Below are 18,905 nucleotides of genomic sequence, written 5' to 3'. Positions count from 1 at the left end.
ACGACCCGCTCGTTGCGAGCGGTGCTTCGCGTTCTAATCTTTCGACGCGAGGATTAAATTGCGTCTATCCAAACGGCTAAGTCCTTGTGCCGTGTGTTATCAATCGCCCGACGGGGCAAGGTTGCACCCAGACCGCAATCTCTCCGATTGCGGTTTGTTCGAGCGGCGGGAGAAGGTTTTTGGCTCGTCTGCGCACACTCACAGGTATGACCGAGTCGCCAGTCGAAGTGAACACGGTGCTCGTCCCCGTCGACGGGAGCGACGAGTCGGTGCGAGCGATAGAGTACGCGGTCGACGTCGCCGAGCGGTACGAGGCCGACGTCCACGCGCTCTACGTCCTCGGCGAGGGAATGTCCCGGGCGATAGAGACGGGCACCGTCGACGAGGACGACGTTATCGACGAAACCGAGTCGTTCATCGAGAGCGCCCGCGCCGTCGCGGACGACGCGGGCGTCGTCCTGCGCAACTCCATCGCCTACGGCTTCTCGACCCGGCGAAAGCTCCAACACCCCGGCAGCGCCGTCCTCGACTGCGCGGACGAAATCGACGCCGACTTCCTCGTCATCCCGCGGGAACCGCTGTCGGGCGAACCCGGTGAGGTGCTGGAGAAGGCGGCGGAGTACGTGCTGCTGTACGCGAGCCAACCCGTCCTTTCGGTCTGATATCGCCGTTCCGAACGACGAGAGGGTGTTCAGAAGTTGGTCACCTTCGACTGAATCCGTCCGTCGTCTATCTCCGACGTCGCCTCGGCGTCCCTGAAGTACCGCGCCAACTCGTCCGCCCGCACCTCGTCGCTCTCGTGGAGGTACGCTATCTCGGTGAGCGACAGCGTCTCGCCCGATTCTAACTTGCGAAGCAACTGCTCCGCGGTGAGCGATTGGAAGGTCACGTCGAGGCGAACGGTCGCGGCCCGGTCGTCTTTCGCCTCGGCCACGTTGATTCCCTCGTGCAGCACCGTTTCGAACTCCAAGCCGGTGTCCTCGATCGCTCGATACAGGAATGAAACGGCGGACACGAGGGCGTCGAACGCCTCGGTCCCGTCCGCGTTCTCGAACCGCTTCTCGAAGACGAGTTCGCGGTCGCGTTCCGAGAGGCACTCGACGAGGAGTTCGAAGTCGAGAACGGAGTCGTGGATTCGATCGCGGATTCGCGCGCGAGCGTTCCGCTCCGATTGGGTGCTCGCGAGGTCCGCCTCGCCGCGAAGGTACGCCCTGTCCGCCCGACTCAGAATACCGCGCTTTCGCTCGCTTCCTTTCATAATCGGCTTCGGGTTATATTGTAGACCGAGAATATATAGTTGTAACCCGTTTCAGGTTATCTGATGGGATAGTTAACAAAACGCTTATGAGACAGATACGTGATAAATTACGCGGAAAACAATGAGCGAATCAGATCCGGAAGTCGACTCCGACGGTGCGGAGAGCCGACTGTTCGAAGCGGTGGTTGACGCCGAAGCTATTCAGACGACCGTCGAACTCGTGGACGCGGTGGTCGACGAGTGTCACGTCTACTTCGACGACGACGGCGTGCGAATTCCCGCGATGGACCCGGCGACCGTGGCGGCGGTCGACCTCCGGTTGGAAAGCGACGCGTTCGAGGCGTACGAGGCGAGCGACGCCCACGTCGGCGTCGACGTCTCGCGACTCGGCGATATCGTTGGGATGGCCGACCGCGACCAACTCGTCCGCTTCGCGCTCGACGCGGAGACGCGCGCGCTGGAGATTCGCATCGGCGAACTCGCGTACACCCTCGCGCTCTTGGACCCGGACACGGTCCGCTCGCCGCCCGACCGGGCGAACTTCAAGTTCGAGTTCGCGGGCGGTATCACCGCCGACGCCGAGGATATCCGTCGCACGGTGCGAGCGGCGGACATGGTGTCGGACCACGTCACGTTCGGCATCGACGAAGCGGAGGCGGCCTTCTACGTCGAGGCGGAGGGCGACACCGACGACGTGTCGCTCGCGTTACCGGCCGACGACCTCGTCGAGTTCAGACCCGGGGAGGCGCGCTCGCTGTTCTCCATCGATTATCTGAAGGCGATAGAGGGGGCGATGCCCCGCGATCTCGAACTCGACCTCCGGCTCGGAACCGAACTGCCCCTCGCGGTTCGCTACGCGTTCGCCGGGGGCGCGGGCTCCGTCGAGTATCTGGTCTCTCCCAGGATTGCCGCGAACTGAAATTCCGACGACGCCCGGCTTTCACGCCCGCAGAAACCGCGATGACACAATCCTTTTACCCCCGAAGGCCGCCCATCGCTGTATGGACGGGACGACGCCGAATTTCACGGCGCATCAGCGAGCGATGCCGTTTTGGGAGGACGTCCTCGCCGATATGGAGGCGACGGCGGCGGAGTACGAGGAGTCGGGGTGGAACGTTTTGCAACTCCATCCGGGCGACGTGACGCCCCTTTGGACGGAGCGGGACGACGAGTTCGGACTGGACGTGCTCGTACCGGACGACGAGTTCGAAGCGTTGGAGACGCTGCTGGACGACGGCGTCGCGTTCGACGCCTTCGAAGCCTACCGGGCGCTCGGGGACGGCCTCGTCTTCCTCGTCGTCGTCATGGAAGACCGCGACGCCGAGACGGCGGTCTGCTATCCGGCGTACTACGACGCGCAGGGCGGCCAGAAGATGCTGGCGGACGCGGCGGACGCGGGGGAGATGCGCACCCACATCAGGGTCCTGAGCGACGACCGCATCCGATTCACCCACGACGACCCGAACGTGTTCCGACCGCCGGAGCCTGAGGACGCGGACGAATCGTCCGAAACGGCCGAAGAATAGCTACGTGTCGCCGATGTCGCGCCCGCAGTGCGGACACTCCATCTCGTCGTGGCGCAACTGCTCGCTCGACTCGCGCACCTCGCGCATGACGCTCGAAATCCGATCTTCTGCGGCGAGTTCCTCGTCCACCGAGAGGTCGACGCCCTCGACTTCGAGCAGGAACTTCGCCACCTCGGTCACTTCGTACATCACGTCGTCCAACTCCTCGGCGGTGAAGAACCCCGACATCGCGCCGTAGAGGAAGGTCGCGCCGGCCTTCCGAACCTTCTCCTCGAACGCCGACCGCGCCTGATTGACCGCCTGCGGGGTGTAGGTGTCGGTCATGAACGGGACGAGGTGCGGGAGGTTGTTCCCTATCTTCGTCATCTCGACGCCCGTCTCGGTTCGGAAGTCGGCGCAGAGCCGAGCGATGGCCCACTCCCGAGCGGTAACGTAGGTTCGGTCGCGCAGGAACTCGTTGACGCGCTCGTACCGCGCGCCGTCCATTTTCTTGAATCGCGCGTACTTCTGCACGTCCGGCGGGAGTTCGGGCGCGCCCGACGCGGGGTCGGACGCGTCCGAATCGCCCGGCGTCGGGGCGGCGTCGTCCGGCGCGGCGGCCGGCGAGTCTGACTCCGGCGATACCTCGTCGGACGCCGGGGATGCGTCGGACTCTCGCGGCGCGTCGGTCGTCTCTCTCGGTGCGTCGTCTCGGTCGTCCTCCGTCTCGGATTTCGGCGAGGAGGGGTCGTTCGACATACGCCGTCGTTACCGAGCGGGACGCAAAAGCGTATCGCACCCAACTGTTTTGATAGCCGGCGGGCATGGGAGAAGTATGAAGGTGCTACTGGGAATCGGCGGAAGCGACGACTCCTTCACCGCGCTCGAACGGACGGTTTCGCGCGCGAAGGCGGCGGACGACGACCTGACCGTCGCCGTCCTCGACAACCCGGAGAGCGACCGGTCGAAAGACGAAATCGGGGAGAAGGTCGAGGCGGTGCTGGCGGACGCCGACTTCGACGCCGCCGTTCGAAACGTGTCGGGCGACCCCGGGAGTCGACTGCTCGACATCGCGGAGAGCGAGGGGTACGACCAGATCGTCCTCGGCGGGGGCCAGCGCAGTCCGATGGGGAAGATTCGACTCGGTCACATCGCCGAGTTCGTCCTGTTGAACTCGCACGTCACGGTGAAACTGGTACGATGAGCGAGCCTCGTCGCTTTCCGGACGAGCCGGCCGGCCCGTTTTCCGAGCCGCCGCTCTCGTTCAACGACCGCGAGGGACGCGAGATAGCGATCCGCCCCTACGAGGAGGACGACGAGGAAGCCCTCGTCTCGATGTACCTCGACTTCGACCCCGCCGACCGCGCGCAGGGGATTCCGCCGGCCACGGAACCGCGAGTGCGCGACTGGGTGAGCACCTTGGCCGAGGGGCTGAACGTCGTCGCGTGGCACGACGACCGCGTCGCGGGCCACGCGACGCTCGTCCCCGGCAGTAACGACGCGTACGAACTCGCCATCTTCGTCCACCAGGAGTACCAGCGCGCCGGTATCGGGTCGCACCTCATCCGCACCCTGTTGGGCCACGGCCGGGAGCGGGGCGTCGAGAAGGTGTGGCTCACGGTGGAGCGGTGGAACCGCGCCGCGGTGAACCTCTACCGAAACGTCGGCTTCGAGACCGCCGACGCGGAGAGCTTCGAACTGGAGATGGTGTTGCGGCTGTAGCGACCGCGGAGATTCCGTGCCGCGTGCTACACTCGATCGAACGATTTTTGCTGACCCGACGACCATAGCCGGATAATCGTGTCCGATTTACTGTCCATCTCGAATCTCAAAACCCAGTTCCACACCGAGCGAGGGACTGTCAAAGCGGTGGACGACTTCGACCTGACCGTCCGCGAGGGTGAGACCGTCGGCCTCGTCGGCGAGTCCGGCTCCGGTAAGAGCGTCACCGCGCTCTCGGCGATGCAGCTCATCGACGACCCCGGCGAGGTCGTCGACGGCGACCTGCGGTTTCACGACGTCGAAACCGTCGCCCGGTTCGCCCGCAAGTACCCGTCGGGCGTCACCGCCGACGCCGGGAGCGGCTTCGTCGTCGTCGAAGGCGCGACCGTCGACCGGGGCCGCGCTCCCGACGACGAACTCCTCGACGATCCGGAACTGTCGGAGGCCGAACGCGCCGCCCGACTGGCCAGCGAGCACCCCGACGGAATCGCGGTCGAAGGAGCGGAGAACGACGAGGCGTTCCTCACCATCGAGGAGGGGTACGTCGACCTGATGGCCGCGCCGGAGTCGGCCATGCGGGACATCCGCGGCGGCGAGATGGGGATGATCTTCCAGGATCCGATGACCTCGCTCAACCCCGCGCTCACCGTGGGCGAGCAGGTCGCGGAGAGCCTGCGCCTCCACCAGTACGACGGGAAGCGGAAGGACAACTGGTGGAACGCGGTGCGGGAGATCGCCCCGAAAATCGGCGGCGGCGATATCGACGAGCAACTCCTCCAGGACACCATCGACATCCTGGAGGAGGTGGGCATCTCGGAACCCGAGTCCCGCGTGGACGAGTACCCCCACGAGTTCTCCGGCGGGATGCGCCAGCGCGTGCTCATCGCCATCGCGCTCGCCTGCCGCCCGAAACTGCTCATCGCGGACGAGCCGACGACCGCGCTCGACGTGACCATCCAGGCCCAGATTCTCGACCTCATCAACGACCTCCAAGAGGAGATGGGCATGTCCGTCTTCATGATAACGCACGACCTCGGCGTCGTCGCCGAGACCTGCGACCGGGTCGCCGTGATGTACGCGGGCGACCTCGTGGAGGTCGGGCCGGTGGACGAGATCTTCCACAACCCGAGTCACCCCTACACCTACGCCCTACTCGAATCCGTCCCGCGCGAGGACAAGGAGCGTCTGACGCCCATCGAGGGGAACGTCCCCGACCTCATCGACATGCCCGAAGGGTGCCACTTCGCGCCGCGATGCCCGTGGGCGCAACCGGAGTGCACGCAGGGCGAGATTCCGCACCTCCAGCACGGTCCCGCGGACGTGGACCACCGGGCGAAGTGCATCCTCGAGGACTTCGACGAGGGCGAGTACGTCGAGGAGTACGAGAGCGTCACGACCGAGAGCCACGCCACGGACGAGACGCTGGTGGCGGTGGACGACCTGAAAAAGCACTACTCGCGCGCCGACGACTTCCTCGACAAGTGGCTCTCGGACGACGACCAGAGCGTGAAGGCGGTCGACGGCGTGAGCTTCGACATCTACGAAGGCGAGACGCTCGGCCTCGTCGGCGAATCCGGCTGCGGGAAATCGACCGCGGGTCGCTCCCTGCTCCGCCTCGAAGCGTTGACCGACGGGCGCGTGGTCTTCGCCGGAACCGACCTCGGCGAACTCGACGGCGACGAACTCCGGGAGAGGCGAAAGGACATGCAGATGATATTCCAGGACCCGCTCTCCAGTCTCGACCCACGGATGACCGTCGAGCAGACCATCGCCGAACCGCTGAAGATTCACGGACTCGCGAAGGGGAACCGGGGCGAACGGGTGACCGAACTCATGGAGGCGGTCGGCCTCGAACCCGGCCAGCGCGACCGCTACCCCCACGAGATTTCGGGCGGCCAGCGCCAGCGCGTCGGCGTCGCCCGCGCGCTGGCGGTCGACCCCGACTTCATCGTCGCCGACGAACCGGTGTCGGCGCTGGACGTGTCCGTGCAGGCTCAGATAATCAATCTGCTCGAAGACCTGCAGGACGAGTTCGGGCTGACGTTCCTGTTCATCGCCCACGACCTCTCGGTGGTGCGCCACATCTCCGACCGCATCGCGGTGATGTACCTCGGCCAAATCGTCGAAATCGCGGACACGGACGAACTGTTCGCCGACCCGAAACACCCCTACACGCGGGCGCTCCTCTCGGCGATTCCGGAACCGGACCCGCGGGTCGACACCGACGACCGCATCATCCTCGAAGGCGACGTCCCTTCGCCAATCGACCCGCCGTCGGGCTGCCGGTTCCGAACCCGCTGTCCGAAGATAATCCCGCCGGAGGGGATGGACATCGACCAGCGAGCGTACCGCGAGGTGATGGACTACCGAGAACGGGTCGAGGACCGCGCCATCAACCTCGACTCGGTGCGCGAGGAGGTTCCGGCGAGCGACGCACCGGCGCGGGAAGCGACCGCCACCGACGGCGGAACGCCGCCCGACGACGCGTTGCGCGCCGCGCTGTGGGAACGCCTGTTCGAGACCGAACCGACCGGCGAACCACGCGCCGTCGTCGAGCGGTCGTTCGACCGCCTCGCGGAGGGCGACTGGAAGGGAGCCGAGTCGCTCCTACGCGACGAGTTCGCCAGCGTTTGCGAGCGGATAAATCCGGTCCTGCAGGACTCGGCGCACCCGGCGGCCTGCCACCTCTACGACCAACCGAAGTAGCGGCGACCGTTTCTATCCCGCCGATTTCGACCGGAGGGAATCACCGCAGCGAGTCGATTTTTTACTTAGAACTGTTCTAACAAATGTTCGGTATGTTTTTATAGCCCTTGTGAGCACAGTGGTTTATGGTATCACACGATAGACGAAGTTTCCTCAAAGCCGCCGGCGGTGCGGCGGCGGCGGCGACGACGGTCACGGCCGGTTGTCTCGGCGGCGGCGGCGGAGGCGGTAACGGCGGAAAGACCCTCACCTACTCCCGCGGGCAGGACTCGCAGACGCTCGACCCGCAGGCGACGACCAGCGGCGAAGACGCGAAGGTGCTGAACCAGATATTCGACCGCCTCATCCACTTCAAGTCCGGCGGAACCAGCCTCCAGCAGGGACTGGCGAAGGAGTTCTCGCTCCAGGGTAAACAGGCGAAACTCACGCTCCGAAAGGACGCGAAGTTCCACGACGGCGAGTCGTTCACCGCGGACGACTTCGTCGCCACCTACCGCCGGTTCGTCGACTCGGACTACAAGCACTTCATCGGCGACGAGAACCAGTCTGTCTACGGTCCGTACCTCCTCAGCAAGGTCAAGAACGTCAAGAAGGACGGAAAGCACAAGCTGACCATCGATCTCAAGCAGAAGTACGCGCCGTTCCTCGCCAACCTCGCTGTATTCGCGCTCGCCGTGCTCTCGAAGAAGCAGATCGAGAACGACGCCGGTAAGATAAAGAGCGACCCGGTCGGCACCGGTCCGTTCTCGTTCGAGAAGTGGAACACCGGAAACGGCGTGATTCGACTGACGGCCAACAAGGAGTACTGGGGCGACGGGCCGAAACTCGGCGGCGTCGTCTTCGAGGCGATAACCGAGAACTCCACGCGCGCGTCGTCGCTCGTCAGCGGCGAGACCCACATCGTGGACGGACTGGGCGTGCAGGCCGCGAAGCAGGTCAAGAACGGCAGCGGCGCGAAACTGGAGAAGACGGAAGGGATGAACATCGGCTACATGCCGATGAACATGGCCCGCAAGAAGGAGTTCCGCAGTAAGAAGGTTCGACAGGCAATCAACTACGCCATCAACACGAAGGCCATCGTCGAGAACATATACAAGGGGATGGCGACGCAGGCCAGCCACCCGCTTCCGCCGGGCGTCATGGGATACAACGAGAGCCTCGACCCGTACCCGCACGACCCGGACAAGGCCAAGAAACTGCTCGAAGAGGCGGGCTACAAGGACGGATTCAAGTTCGAACTGGCGACGATGACCAACCCGCGCCCGTACTTCCCGTCGCCCAGTCAGACCGCGAACGCGGTCAAATCCGACCTCGCCAAGGTCAACATCGACGTGACCATCAAGAAGCAGTCGTGGGACCCGCACCTGAACTACATCGGCAGCGGCAAACACGACGCCTGTTTCATCGGCTGGATGTCCGACAACGGCGATCCGGACAACTTCTACTACCCGCTGCTCCACCCGCAGTCCCCCTCGCCGTCCGGCAAGGACTGGATGAGTTGGGACAAGATGACGAACACGGGCAACTACGCGGCGTGGGCGAACGAGAAGTTCATGAACCTCACCGACAAGGGCCAGAAGACCTCCGACGACGCCAAGCGCAAGGAGTTCTACAAGCAGGCCGGCCAGATAGCCCACGACGAAGCGCCGTGGGTGTTCGTGACCCACACCGAGGTCCTTCGCGGCGTCCACAAGGACGTGAAGAACTTCACCATCGCGCCGATCAGCGGACCGTTCCTCACGCAGGTCGAACTGTAGACGGCGAACGCATCTTTTTTAGTGGCCCCTTTCATGCGCTTAGATGATGATTAGCAAGCGGTTTGTGCTCAAACGACTCCTGTTGCTCGTCCCGGTTCTGCTGGGAGTCGCGACGTTCGTCTTCGCGATTCTCCACCTGTCTCCGGGGAATCCGGCCCGCGTTATCGCCGGGCAGCGGGCGTCGGAGGAGTTCGTCCGACAGATAGAGCACGAGCTCGGGCTCGACGACCCGATTTGGGTGCAGTACGGTCGATTCCTATTCGACGCGGCGCAACTCGACTTCGGCCAGTCCTACCAGATTCGGAAGGGAACGGACGTCACAAAGGTGTTGGCCGATAAACTCCCCGTCACGATGGAGATGGCCATCTACGGCCAGTTCTTCGGCATCCTCCTCGGGATTCCGCTCGGCGTGCTCAGCGCGGTCAAACAGAACACGCTGACCGACCACCTGACCCGTGTCGGCGCGCTGACCGGCATCAGCGTCCCCATCTTCTGGAGCGGTCCGCTGCTCATCCTGCTGTTCGCCCAGATGCTCGGGATCCTCCCGACGAGCGGGCGCATCGCCACCGCGTACTCGGTCGAGCGATTCACGGGTCTCATCACCGTCGACGCGCTGCTCAACGCGGACCTCGCCGCGTTCCGCTCGGCGGCGCGTCACCTGCTGTTACCGTGTCTCGTCCTCGGAATCTACCAGATGGCGCTCATCTCGCGGATGATGCGCTCGTCGATGCTGGAGATCGTCCGACAGGACTACATGAGAACCGCCCGCGCGAAGGGGCAGGGCGAGAAGATAACCACGATGAAACACGGATTCCGGAACGCGCTGATTCCGGTCGTGACCGTCATCGGCATCCAGTTCGGCACGCTGCTCGGCGGGGCGGTGCTCACCGAGACGGTGTTCGGCATCTCCGGCATCGGATTGCTGCTGGTCGACGCGATTCGAGTCGGCGACTACCCCGTGGTTCAGGGCACCGTGCTGATGTTCGCGTTCCTGTTCACGCTGGTGAACCTGGGCGTCGACATCACCTACTCCTACCTCGACCCGAGGATCGAACAATGAGCGCAGAAACCGAAACCGAACGCGAGGACGTAGCGCCGAACCGGGGCATCGTCGAACGCCTCCGGGCGTCGCCGTTCCTCTCAGAACTCCTGTCGAATCGGCTCGCAGTCGTCGGCCTCTCCATCATCGTCCTGATGCTGGTGATCGCCGTGTACGCCCGAACGAATCTCAACTTCGCCCGACTCACGTCCTCGAATCTGGGGTCGAATCCCTCGCTGGCACCGCCGTGCGGTCACCGGGCGTTCGTCCCCGCGCTGCTATCGGCGTTCTCCTGCGGACCGTACCCGTTCGGGACCGACGGCCTCTCCCGAAACGTCTTCCTCCGGACGATGTACGGCGCGTGGATCGCGCTGAAGTACGGCACCATCACGGTCGGCGCGTCCACGATACTCGGCGTCGGCTTCGGAACGCTCGCCGCCTACTACGGCGACCTCACCGACAACGTCATCATGCGGACGATGGACGTGCTGCTCGCGTTCCCCGCCCTGCTGCTGGCGCTCGCGCTGGTCGCCATCTTCCCGAACGGGTGGGGTATCTGGCGCGCGGTCGTCGCTCTGATGCTCGTCTACACGCCGCGGTTCGCCCGCGTCGTCCGCGGCGCGGCGCTGAAGGTGCTCGAAGACGAGTACATCGACGCGACGGTCGCGCTCGGGGCCAAGGATCCGCGCATCCTCCTGCGACACATCCTCCCGAACTCGCTCGCGCCCATCACCGTCCAGAGCACGCTCAACTTCGGACTGGCCATCATCGACATCGCGGCGCTGTCGTTCCTCGGCGTCGGCGCGAGCGTCGGGACGCCGTCGTGGGGGCTGATGCTCTCGAACGGGGTCAGAAATGGCCTCCTCACCGGTATCTGGTGGTGGTCGTTCTTCCCCGGCCTGTTCCTCGCCGTGACGGTGTTAGGTTTCAACCTGCTCGGCGACGGGATGCGCGACGCGCTCGACCCGCGGATGCGCGAAGCCGTCGACTGATGATCCCGTCCGGCTATCTGCGTCCCCGCGTTCGTCTCGTCTGGCGGTTCGGACGCTACGGAATCGTCCTCGGCGGTGCCGGCGTCCTGCTCGCGGTCGCGGCGGGCGAGTCGCTTGCCTTCGCCAGTCGAAAGGCGTTCGCCGTGAGCACGCTCGCGTTCGGGTTCGCCCTGCTCGGCTGGTCGGGGTCGGTGTTCGCGGGTCGGACCGTCGAGAACGCACAAGAGTATCTCGACACGAACTCGAACTGGACGGAGGCCGACTCCCGGCGCGCGATGACGGTCGTCGGCAGTCTCGGCGCCGGCGGGATGGTCGGCGCGAGCGCGATGACGCTTGTCTTGCGTGCGTCATATTGAGCCGTAAGATTTTTGGCCATTTATCATAGTTGGGAGTGGTATGGTCGTTTTCGAATCGACGCTCGCGGGGCTTCTACTCGCCGGAATCGGCGTCACGGCGGTGACAAGACCTCGGGAAATATTCACCGTCAGGCAGTCCGTTTCGGTCGTTCCGTCCCGCGACTTCGGCGAGTTCGGTGTCGCGCGCTATCAGGTCTACGGACTGGTGTGTCTACTCGTCGGACTAGTGCTGGTGCTCGCGTCGCTCTTCCTCCCGTAACGGCGGTGTCGGCGACGGTTTTACCGTCGGCTAGAGGTGCGACGCGAACCGATCGCCGTGCGGTCGGCGACCGCCGCGCTCGTCCCTCCCGGCGGATCGAATCGAGCCACGATGCGCAGGCCGGTAACCGTAGCGACCGAACGACTCGGGTGCATCACCGACGCAGTCGCCGCTCCGCCGCCGCCCGTTCCTCGGGCGTGTTGACGTTCGTCGACCAGCCGTCCGCCGTCATCGCCACCACCGCGTGGTCGTCCGCGAACCGCCGGAGCGACTCCGCGAGTTCGTACTCGCCTCGCTCCGAGAGTTCGGTGTCCGCGCACGCGTCGAAGATTCCGGGACCGTAGACGGCGAATCCCGCCGCGACGAGGCTCGGTTCCGGCGGGTCGTCGGGTTCCTTCTCGATACCGAGCAGTTCGCCGTCCTCCGCCACGTCGCAGATCGCCTTCGAGCGCGCCGCCTCGGACGGGACTTCCTCGGCGTGTTGCACCGCGTCAACCCCGTCTTCGCGCTGACGTTCGACCAGCGGTCGGAGGTCGGCCCGAATCACGCAGTCCCCGTCGAGACACATAAAATCGCCCCGAACGTGCGGTTCGGCCCGAAGGAGCGCGTGCGCCATCCCCAACCGTTCGTCCTGTCGCGCGTACGTTATCGGCACCCCGGCGAACGACTCCCCGTAGCATTCCCGAATCTGCTCCCCCCGGTAGCCCACCACGACGATCAACTCCTCCGCGTCGAGGTCGACCAGCGTCTCGAAACAGCGCGTGAGAATCGGCTCACCGGCCACTTCGACCAACGCTTTCGGCTTGTCTTCGGTCAGCGGTCGGAGGCGCGTTCCCTCTCCGGCGGCGAGGACGACTGCTTGCATGGGTCTCCATCGCGTCCGAAACCGCTTCGAACTTGCGGAGAATCGACTCGAACCCCGTCACGACCGATGCGGTCGCGCCGATGCGCTCGCGGCGCGAACCGACCGAATACCGCCCGGCCCGCAGGGTTATTCCGTGTTCGAGGGGTAGTTTTACCCATGCCGGACGACATCCCCGGAATCCACCACGTCACGGCCATCGGCAGCGACCCGAGTCGGAACCTCTCGTTCTACACGCGAACGCTCGGTCTGAGGCTGGTAAAACGGAGCGTGAACCAAGACGACGTGTCGGTCTATCACCTCTTCTACGGCGACCGCGGCGGGAGCCCCGGAACGAGCATGACGTTCTTCCCGTACCCGTCCGCCCGCCCCGGACAGGTCGGCACCGGTCAGGTCAGCGCGGTCGCGTTCCTGATTCCGGAGGGATCGGTCGACTACTGGGTCGACCGACTCGCCGACGCCGACGTCGACGCCGCCGACCCCTTCGAACGGTTCGGCGACACCGTCCTCCCGTTTCGCGACCCGGACGGACTCCCGCTCGAACTGGTGGCTCGCGCGGACGCGCCCGACGGCGACCCGCCGGACGGACCGGTTCCCGAGCGACGCGCGATTCGCGGCTTCTTCGGCGTGACGCTCTCGCTCACGTCCGCGGAGCCCACCGCGAACCTCCTCGAGACGATGGGGTTCGGCGAAACCGACCGCGAGCGCGACCGCCACCGCCACGAATCCGACGGCGACTTGGGGTACGTCGTCGATATCCTCGAAGACCCGCAGGCACCCCGCGGACGCCCCGGCGCAGGCACCGTCCACCACGTGGCGTTCCAAGTGACGGAGTCCGACCAAGCCGAGTGGCGAGACGCCCTCATCGAGCGGGGTATCAGGCCGACGGAGATCATCGACCGCAAGTGGTTCAAGTCGGTCTACGCTCGCACAGACGGCGGCGTCCTCTTCGAGTTCGCCACGAAGTCGCCGGGCTACACGGTCGACGAGGATATCGACGAACTCGGCGAGCGACTGGTGTTACCCGAGTGGTTGGAAGGCAGGCGGGACGAAATCGAAGCGGGGCTCCCCGACCTGCCGTAGCGTCGCCGAATCAGCCCCGGACGTTCTCGCCGACCGGGTCGCCGAATTCGCCGTCCTCGAAGACGACGTTCCCGCGCACCATCGTCAACTCGGGGAAGACGCCGACCCACCCCTCGAACGGCGTCCAACCGCACTTCGAGTGGAGGTCGTCGCCCCGAATTTCGCGGGTCTCGTCGGGGTCGACCAGAACGAGGTCGGCCATCCGGCCCTCCTCGATGCGACCCTTCCGCGGTAGGCCGAACACCTCCGAGGGGTTGCGGGCGGTGAGGTCGGCCACGCGGTCGTAGCTCAGATTGCCCTTACGGGCCTGCTCCAGCAGGAGCGGGAGCATCGTCTCGACGCCGGGGACGCCGCTCGGCGCGTCCCAGATGCTCGCGTCCTTCTCCTCGCGGGTGTGCGGCGCGTGGTCGGTCGCGATCACGTCGACCGTCCCGTTCGCCACGCGAGCGAAAACTCCTTCTCGTCGCTCCTCGCTCCGAAGCGGCGGGTTCATCCGACCGAACGTCCCGAGTTCTTCGAGGTGGTCGCGCGAGAGGAACATGTGGTGGGGCGTCACCTCGCACGTCGCCCCGGCATCGCGGGCCGCGTCGATCCCCTCGGGCGTGCTGGTGTGGGCGACGTGGAGCCGTGCCCCGAGTTCCTCCCCGATTTCGCAGGCGCGCTCGACGGCGTCGACTTCGGCCTCCGCCGTGCGGTACGCGCTCCACGCGTCCGGGTCGTCGCGCGATTTCGCGTCCGGGTCGAATAGCTCGGCGTTCTCGGCGTGTACCGTCACGACGAGGTAGTCGTCCGCGGCGCGTTCCACCGCGGAGCGGAACAGGTCCTCTTCGATGCCCATCTTCCCCGTCGAATCGGCGAGGAACACCTCGCCGAGCGCGAGAACGGGTCGGTCGAACAGCTCTCTCGGCTTCCAGTCGGGCGTGACGCCGCCGTTGATACCGTAATCGACGTAGGAGTCGGCGGCCAGGTCCGATTTCGCGTCGAACGACTCGCCGTCGACGGTCGGCGGGTTCGTGTTCGGTTGGTCGACGACAGTCGTCACGCCGCCCGCGGCGGCGCTCCTGCTGCCCGTCTCCCACGTCTCCTTGTGCGGAAATCCGGGCTGGCGGAAGTGGACGTGGGCGTCGATGGCTCCCGGTAGGAGGAGTTTCCCCGCGGCGTCGATGACCTCGCCGGACTCCGTGAGCGATGACCCGACCGCGGCGATTCGCCCCGCGTCGGTGTCGATGCGAACGTCGCGTTTGCTCCCGTCGGCGAGCGTCGCGTTCCGGATAGTGAGCATATCGGCCAGTGTCTCCGCGAGCGTCCTAAGTGTCTCGGTCGCCGACGTGTTCGGCCCGCGCGTTGGGTTCGGCCCGTTCGTCTCGCGCGTTCGCCTCGACCCGCTCGACCGCGGGGTCCGCGTCGCCGACCAGCAACTCCTCGACCGTCTCGACCACGAGGCCGGGGTCGGCGTCTCCTCCCACCTTGGCGATACTGCCGACCGAATCCGGGTCGAACGGTACGTCGAGGGCGGCGTATATCGGGTCGAGCACGCCCGCGATCTCCCCGTGGTCGTCCACCACGATGACGCCGGAGACGAGCGCCGCCCCGGTTCGAACGCGCTGGGCGACGCCCGCGAGTTTCCCCTTCCACTGGAGCGAGTAGTTGCCGGGGCAGAACGACCGCGGCGGTTCGCCGCGCTGGGCCGGGACGCCGAGCCGCCAGAAGGCGCGTTGAACCGCCTCGGTCACCTCGGCGTACCGCTCTTCCATCCCGGTTCGCATGTCTTCGAGCGGTGTCGTGCGAGCGAAGGCGACCGTCGTCCCGGTGTAGGCGACCGCGCGCCCGCCGACGCTCCGTTCGACCGGTTCGAATCCGCACGCCCGAGCGACCGACTTCGCCACCTCGAAGTCCTCGGCTCGCGCGTCTCGCCGCCCGAAGGCGACCTGCCTGTGCGGCGTCCAGACCCGAACCGCCGGTTCGCCGGTTTCAGCCGTCTCCGAGAGCATCGCGGCTGTGACCTCTCCGTCACCCTCTCGCGTCTCGGCCCGACCACGCAGCACGCGCATAGCACCCCATTGTAACCCGACGTATGTAAACGCTCGCGGTCTGGAGTAGACACATGGTCGGACTTCCGCCGGACGTGCTCTCGCGCTATCCGCGCTTTTCGCTCTACAACTCGCCGTACGTCGCGCACGACGAGGGGTGCGCCATCGACCTCTACCCGGGGAGCGCGGGGCGACCGCCGGAGAGTCGGGCGGGGAGCGAAGCGACTCGGGAGACGAGCGCGCCGAGTCCCGTCGCCGGCGAGGTGGTCGCGGTGCGGTCGGTGACGGCACCGCCGAAACCCTACGCCGTGGCCCGCGACCACCTCGTCGTGGTCGACACCGGCGAGCACCTCGCCCGGATGCTCCACGTCGACCCGAGCGTCGAACCCGGAGACCGGGTGGAAGTCGGCGACCCGCTCGGCGAGTTGGTTCGCTCGGGCTTCTTCGCGCCGTGGGTGTCGAACCACATCCACCTCGGCCTTCGGGAGCGCGACGCGAACCCCCTGCGCGCATCGGGGTCGCTTCCCATCGACCTCCCGGTCGAGGTCGAACCGCTCGCGTGGGACGGCTCCGGCCGCGTGGTCGCAACCGCCGATACCTTCGTCGTGCTGGACTCGCCAACTCATCCGGCGCCCGGCGAGCGATTCGCCGGCATCGCGGGCGTCGCCGGCGGTGAATCCGTCGTGCTGGATGGCGGACTTCCGCACTACGAAGGCGGCGGCGCGCTATCCGCGGAGGGCAGTCGTTCGCCCGACGGCGATCGCGTCTCGCTCGCGGGTTCGCCTGTCGGCCGCGTCGACGGGCGAACCGTGACGTGGGACGACGTGGAGATTCTGGCGAACGGCGTTCGAATCACCGGCCTCTCGCTGTTCGTCTCGCGCGACCAGTTCGGCGCGAAACTCGTCTGTCCGGGCCACGAGTTCCGGGTCGGCGACTCGCTCTCCGTGAGCGTGCGCTGAGTCGGGATTGGGCTAACTACCGCGCGATTTCGCCGTTTCGTCGTTCTCACATCGTGGCGGCTCTGGCCCCGTCTTCGGGGATAAACCTTCGCAAGTCCGGACTCCTCTCCCTTCACTCGAACTCCACGTCGTCCAACTCGACGCCCTCGCCGAACAACCACGCGGAGTGCTCGACGGCGTACTCCTTGTGACCCTCTTCGATGTAGCCCACGGCGTCCTCCACGATGACCGGTTTGAAATCGCGCAGTCCGGCGCTCCCGGCGGTGTGGAGGACGCAGACGTTCGCCAGCGTCCCGCAGAAGAGCAGATTCTTGATACCGTGGGCGTCGAGGTAGCCTTCGAGGTCGGTCCGATAGAAGGCGTCGTAGGTGTGTTTCGTCACGACGTGGTCGTCCTCGCGCACGTCGAGGCCGTCCACTATCTCCGTCTCCCACGTCCCTTCCACGACGTGCTCGCCCCAGCGCTCGAACTCGTCGTAGTAGTGGTTGTCCTCGAACTGTTCCGGCGGGTGAACGTCGCGGGTGAACACCACCGACGCGCCGGCCTCGCGTGCGCGTGAGAGAAGGTCACGAATCGGTTCGATGACGTCCTCGCTTCCCGGCGCGTAGAGGCTCCCGTCCGGGTGGCAGAAGCCGTTCTGCATGTCGACGACGACGACGGCGGTCGAATCGGGGTCGAAGTTCATGTCCGACGCTACGGTCGGTTCGTAGGAAACGGTTTCGTAGGCCGTCGACGCATCGTACGTAACGTTCCGCTCTTCTTTCACGACCTTTTTTACACAGTAGTTCCTGTTGTCGTCCACAGGAATGCGCACAATAACCGTCGTCGCGGTCGCTCTGATGCTCGTGTTGGCCGGCTGTTCGCAGGCTCCCGGCGTGGGCGATACGACGAGCAACCCCGGCACAACAGGAACGTCGCAGACGCCCGGAGCCCCGGCGTCCGGCCCGACCGAGGTCGTTCATCCGCCCGACCCGAACTCCGACGTGCTCGGCTGGGAGAACGGCTACTGGTACAACGAGACTGTCAACGTCACTCGGGGCGACGGTCTGAACGATTCCGAGATGGACGCCGTGGTCAACCGGTCGATGGCTCGCGTCGAGAAGATACGGAAACTGGAGTTCGAGAAGCCGGTTCCGGTGAAGGTCATCTCGCGCGAGCAGTTCCGCAAGCAGCAGGCGAACCAGACGACGCCCGCGAAGCGCCAACTGTTCGACAACGTGAAGTTCGAGTCGCTGATGATGATCGGCGAATCGACCGACTCCGTCGCCGTGCAGAGCAAAAACTCCGGGACGTCCGTCGGTGGCTACTACAGCCCGAAAAAGAAGTCCATCGTGGTTATCTCGAGCAACAACGGTGCGCCGAAGATGGACGAACTCACGCTCGGTCACGAACTGCTCCACGCGCTACAGGATCAGAAGTTCGGCATCGGGTCCTACGACCAGTCCACTCGTGAACGCCACAACGCCATCGACGGCCTCATCGAAGGCGACAGCAACTACCTCCAGTACCTCTACAAACAGCGCTGTCAAAACCAGTGGAAAGGCACCTGCCTCACGCCGAACAAAAGCCAGAACGTCGGCGGCGGCCAACTCGCCAACATCGGCCCGTACCTGCTCAAGTACCAACCGTACAGCGACGGACCGCCGTTCGTGAAGCAGATACGAGAAAATCGGGGTTGGAAGGGCGTCAACGCCCTCTACGAGAACCCGCCCGCCAGCACCGAGCAGGTCATCCACCCGAAGAAGTATCGGAGCGACAGACCCGCCCAAGTCACGGTGCGAGACAGGACGAGCAACGGTTGGAAGCGCCTGAAGCCGAAGGGCCGCCCGAACTTCGGCGAAGTCGGCGAAGCGGGCCTCTTCACGATGTTCATGTACCCCTACTACGAGAGTCAGGGGAACACCCAGATCATCCCGGCCCAGCAGTTCTTCAACACGAAGGGGAACGGCCGGAGTCTCGACGAGTTCGACCCGCTAAACTACCGAAGTAAACCCACCGAGGGCTGGGACGGCGACAAGATAGTCGTCTACACGAACGACAACGCGAAGCGGAACGAGACCGGCTACGTCTTCAAGACGAAGTGGGACTCGAAGAAAGACGCCAAGGAGTTCGTCGCGGCCTACGAGAAACTGCTGAAATACCGGAAGGCGAAGCGAGTCGACGGCCGACGGAACACGTGGACGATGCCGACGAAGACCGGCTTCGGCGACGCCTTCTACGTCCAACAGCGGGGCAACACCGTCGTCATCGTGAACGCGCCCACCGTCTCCGACCTCTCGGACGTGCGGAGCGGCGCGGCGCCGAAGGCCTGACTCGGCGGTCGGGGTTTCGACCGCTTTCTCGCTCGACGAATCCGGTGCTTTTTCGCTCTCCTACG

21 protein-coding genes are annotated in these 18,905 nt (G+C 65.4%); 15 read left to right on the top strand and 6 right to left on the bottom strand.

Annotated elements, in window-relative coordinates:
• The first annotated feature begins 206 nt into the window (after nucleotides 1–206).
• Nucleotides 207–662 carry a universal stress protein gene (locus LIX00_RS08935; protein WP_227352845.1) on the top strand — a complete coding sequence of 152 codons (456 nt, stop codon included), beginning with the start codon at nucleotides 207–209 and terminating at the stop codon, nucleotides 660–662.
• A 29-nt stretch (nucleotides 663–691) separates the two neighbouring features.
• Here LIX00_RS08935 and LIX00_RS08930 read toward each other — a convergent pair whose 3' ends face one another.
• Entirely contained in the window at nucleotides 692–1,258 is a 567-nt protein-coding gene (locus LIX00_RS08930; RefSeq protein ID WP_227352844.1) for a DUF8102 family protein, read from the bottom strand.
• 169 nt (nucleotides 1,259–1,427) lie between these two features.
• Between LIX00_RS08930 and LIX00_RS08925 the strand changes: the two genes are divergently transcribed.
• Both LIX00_RS08925 and LIX00_RS08920 read left to right on the top strand, forming a co-directional pair.
• Nucleotides 1,428–2,177: a DNA polymerase sliding clamp gene (locus LIX00_RS08925; RefSeq protein WP_438267071.1), complete on the top strand. Its 750-nt coding sequence runs from the start codon at nucleotides 1,428–1,430 to the stop codon at nucleotides 2,175–2,177.
• A gap of 82 nt (nucleotides 2,178–2,259) precedes the next feature.
• Complete coding sequence (locus LIX00_RS08920) at nucleotides 2,260–2,784, top strand: DUF7529 family protein (protein ID WP_227352842.1); 525 nt, start codon at nucleotides 2,260–2,262, stop codon at nucleotides 2,782–2,784.
• On the opposite strand, the gene LIX00_RS08915 is transcribed toward LIX00_RS08920, so the two are convergent.
• Complete coding sequence (locus tag LIX00_RS08915) at nucleotides 2,785–3,522, bottom strand: DUF5806 family protein (RefSeq protein WP_227352841.1); 738 nt, start codon at nucleotides 3,520–3,522, stop codon at nucleotides 2,785–2,787.
• A gap of 76 nt (nucleotides 3,523–3,598) precedes the next feature.
• Here LIX00_RS08915 and LIX00_RS08910 point away from each other — a divergent pair, with 76 nt between their 5' ends.
• From LIX00_RS08910 to LIX00_RS08865, 8 genes are all read left to right on the top strand, one after another.
• Nucleotides 3,599–3,967: a universal stress protein gene (locus tag LIX00_RS08910; protein ID WP_227352840.1), complete on the top strand. Its 369-nt coding sequence runs from the start codon at nucleotides 3,599–3,601 to the stop codon at nucleotides 3,965–3,967.
• Nucleotides 3,964–4,485, top strand: a complete 522-nt coding sequence (locus tag LIX00_RS08905; protein ID WP_227352839.1) for a GNAT family N-acetyltransferase — start codon at nucleotides 3,964–3,966, stop codon at nucleotides 4,483–4,485. Before LIX00_RS08910 ends, LIX00_RS08905 begins: the two co-directional genes overlap by 4 nt.
• 78 nt (nucleotides 4,486–4,563) lie before the next feature.
• Nucleotides 4,564–7,191, top strand: a complete 2,628-nt coding sequence (locus LIX00_RS25950) for an ABC transporter ATP-binding protein (protein ID WP_255679255.1) — start codon at nucleotides 4,564–4,566, stop codon at nucleotides 7,189–7,191.
• A gap of 125 nt (nucleotides 7,192–7,316) precedes the next feature.
• Complete coding sequence (locus LIX00_RS08885; RefSeq protein WP_227352838.1) at nucleotides 7,317–8,948, top strand: ABC transporter substrate-binding protein; 1,632 nt, start codon at nucleotides 7,317–7,319, stop codon at nucleotides 8,946–8,948.
• Between the two features lie 46 nt (nucleotides 8,949–8,994).
• Nucleotides 8,995–10,008, top strand: a complete 1,014-nt coding sequence (locus LIX00_RS08880; RefSeq protein ID WP_227355683.1) for an ABC transporter permease — start codon at nucleotides 8,995–8,997, stop codon at nucleotides 10,006–10,008.
• Entirely contained in the window at nucleotides 10,005–10,979 is a 975-nt protein-coding gene (locus tag LIX00_RS08875; RefSeq protein ID WP_227352837.1) for an ABC transporter permease, read from the top strand. The genes LIX00_RS08880 and LIX00_RS08875 overlap by 4 nt, the downstream gene beginning before the upstream one ends.
• Nucleotides 10,979–11,335, top strand: coding sequence for a DUF7268 family protein (locus LIX00_RS08870; RefSeq protein WP_227352836.1), 357 nt, complete (start codon nucleotides 10,979–10,981; stop codon nucleotides 11,333–11,335). Before LIX00_RS08875 ends, LIX00_RS08870 begins: the two co-directional genes overlap by 1 nt.
• Nucleotides 11,336–11,375: 40 nt before the next feature.
• Nucleotides 11,376–11,594, top strand: coding sequence for a hypothetical protein (locus tag LIX00_RS08865; RefSeq protein ID WP_227352835.1), 219 nt, complete (start codon nucleotides 11,376–11,378; stop codon nucleotides 11,592–11,594).
• 154 nt (nucleotides 11,595–11,748) lie between these two features.
• Here the strand turns inward: LIX00_RS08865 and LIX00_RS08860 are convergent, their stop codons facing one another.
• Complete coding sequence (locus LIX00_RS08860; RefSeq protein ID WP_227352834.1) at nucleotides 11,749–12,459, bottom strand: sugar phosphate nucleotidyltransferase; 711 nt, start codon at nucleotides 12,457–12,459, stop codon at nucleotides 11,749–11,751.
• Between LIX00_RS08860 and LIX00_RS08855 the strand changes: the two genes are divergently transcribed.
• Nucleotides 12,458–12,607 (top strand): hypothetical protein, encoded by a 150-nt coding sequence (locus LIX00_RS08855; RefSeq protein WP_227352833.1) that lies wholly within the window; start codon nucleotides 12,458–12,460, stop codon nucleotides 12,605–12,607. The two genes, LIX00_RS08860 and LIX00_RS08855, sit on opposite strands and share 2 nt — an antisense overlap.
• Nucleotides 12,608–12,615: 8 nt before the next feature.
• Complete coding sequence (locus tag LIX00_RS08850) at nucleotides 12,616–13,539, top strand: ring-cleaving dioxygenase (protein ID WP_227352832.1); 924 nt, start codon at nucleotides 12,616–12,618, stop codon at nucleotides 13,537–13,539.
• A gap of 10 nt (nucleotides 13,540–13,549) precedes the next feature.
• Here LIX00_RS08850 and LIX00_RS08845 read toward each other — a convergent pair whose 3' ends face one another.
• Together LIX00_RS08845 and LIX00_RS08840 are read right to left on the bottom strand one after the other, a co-directional pair.
• The gene (locus tag LIX00_RS08845; RefSeq protein WP_227352831.1) at nucleotides 13,550–14,821 is read right to left on the bottom strand and encodes a dihydroorotase; all 1,272 of its coding nucleotides are present in this window, start codon (nucleotides 14,819–14,821) and stop codon (nucleotides 13,550–13,552) included.
• Nucleotides 14,822–14,846: 25 nt separating this feature from the next.
• Complete coding sequence (locus LIX00_RS08840) at nucleotides 14,847–15,590, bottom strand: lipoate--protein ligase family protein (RefSeq protein WP_227352830.1); 744 nt, start codon at nucleotides 15,588–15,590, stop codon at nucleotides 14,847–14,849.
• Between the two features lie 53 nt (nucleotides 15,591–15,643).
• Here LIX00_RS08840 and LIX00_RS08835 point away from each other — a divergent pair, with 53 nt between their 5' ends.
• Complete coding sequence (locus LIX00_RS08835; protein WP_227352829.1) at nucleotides 15,644–16,528, top strand: DUF8155 domain-containing protein; 885 nt, start codon at nucleotides 15,644–15,646, stop codon at nucleotides 16,526–16,528.
• A 112-nt stretch (nucleotides 16,529–16,640) separates the two neighbouring features.
• Here LIX00_RS08835 and LIX00_RS08830 read toward each other — a convergent pair whose 3' ends face one another.
• On the bottom strand, nucleotides 16,641–17,213 hold the full coding sequence (locus LIX00_RS08830) for a cysteine hydrolase family protein (protein ID WP_227352828.1): 573 nt from the start codon (nucleotides 17,211–17,213) through the stop codon (nucleotides 16,641–16,643).
• A 121-nt stretch (nucleotides 17,214–17,334) separates the two neighbouring features.
• Between LIX00_RS08830 and LIX00_RS08825 the strand changes: the two genes are divergently transcribed.
• Nucleotides 17,335–18,840 (top strand): Hvo_1808 family surface protein, encoded by a 1,506-nt coding sequence (locus LIX00_RS08825; protein ID WP_227352827.1) that lies wholly within the window; start codon nucleotides 17,335–17,337, stop codon nucleotides 18,838–18,840.
• The last annotated feature ends 65 nt before the right edge of the window (nucleotides 18,841–18,905 follow it).

The organism is Haladaptatus salinisoli (genome assembly GCF_020614375.1).
GTDB classification, from domain to species: Archaea; Halobacteriota; Halobacteria; order Halobacteriales; family Haladaptataceae; genus Haladaptatus; species Haladaptatus salinisoli.
The sequence above is the reverse complement of the archived record's forward strand: the minus strand, read 5'-3'. Positions and strand labels throughout refer to the sequence as shown.

Coding starts and splice junctions, on each gene's coding strand:
- LIX00_RS08935 (WP_227352845.1), top strand. CDS start 207: ATGACCGAGTCGCCAGTCGAAGTGAACACGGTGCTCGTCCCCGTCGAC.
- LIX00_RS08930 (WP_227352844.1), bottom strand. CDS start 1,258: ATGAAAGGAAGCGAGCGAAAGCGCGGTATTCTGAGTCGGGCGGACAGG.
- LIX00_RS08920 (WP_227352842.1), top strand. CDS start 2,260: ATGGACGGGACGACGCCGAATTTCACGGCGCATCAGCGAGCGATGCCG.
- LIX00_RS08915 (WP_227352841.1), bottom strand. CDS start 3,522: ATGTCGAACGACCCCTCCTCGCCGAAATCCGAGACGGAGGACGACCGA.
- LIX00_RS08910 (WP_227352840.1), top strand. CDS start 3,599: ATGAAGGTGCTACTGGGAATCGGCGGAAGCGACGACTCCTTCACCGCG.
- LIX00_RS08905 (WP_227352839.1), top strand. CDS start 3,964: ATGAGCGAGCCTCGTCGCTTTCCGGACGAGCCGGCCGGCCCGTTTTCC.
- LIX00_RS08885 (WP_227352838.1), top strand. CDS start 7,317: ATGGTATCACACGATAGACGAAGTTTCCTCAAAGCCGCCGGCGGTGCG.
- LIX00_RS08880 (WP_227355683.1), top strand. CDS start 8,995: ATGATTAGCAAGCGGTTTGTGCTCAAACGACTCCTGTTGCTCGTCCCG.
- LIX00_RS08875 (WP_227352837.1), top strand. CDS start 10,005: ATGAGCGCAGAAACCGAAACCGAACGCGAGGACGTAGCGCCGAACCGG.
- LIX00_RS08870 (WP_227352836.1), top strand. CDS start 10,979: ATGATCCCGTCCGGCTATCTGCGTCCCCGCGTTCGTCTCGTCTGGCGG.
- LIX00_RS08865 (WP_227352835.1), top strand. CDS start 11,376: ATGGTCGTTTTCGAATCGACGCTCGCGGGGCTTCTACTCGCCGGAATC.
- LIX00_RS08855 (WP_227352833.1), top strand. CDS start 12,458: ATGGGTCTCCATCGCGTCCGAAACCGCTTCGAACTTGCGGAGAATCGA.
- LIX00_RS08860 (WP_227352834.1), bottom strand. CDS start 12,459: ATGCAAGCAGTCGTCCTCGCCGCCGGAGAGGGAACGCGCCTCCGACCG.
- LIX00_RS08850 (WP_227352832.1), top strand. CDS start 12,616: ATGCCGGACGACATCCCCGGAATCCACCACGTCACGGCCATCGGCAGC.
- LIX00_RS08845 (WP_227352831.1), bottom strand. CDS start 14,821: ATGCTCACTATCCGGAACGCGACGCTCGCCGACGGGAGCAAACGCGAC.
- LIX00_RS08840 (WP_227352830.1), bottom strand. CDS start 15,590: ATGCGCGTGCTGCGTGGTCGGGCCGAGACGCGAGAGGGTGACGGAGAG.
- LIX00_RS08835 (WP_227352829.1), top strand. CDS start 15,644: ATGGTCGGACTTCCGCCGGACGTGCTCTCGCGCTATCCGCGCTTTTCG.
- LIX00_RS08830 (WP_227352828.1), bottom strand. CDS start 17,213: ATGAACTTCGACCCCGATTCGACCGCCGTCGTCGTCGTCGACATGCAG.
- LIX00_RS08825 (WP_227352827.1), top strand. CDS start 17,335: ATGCGCACAATAACCGTCGTCGCGGTCGCTCTGATGCTCGTGTTGGCC.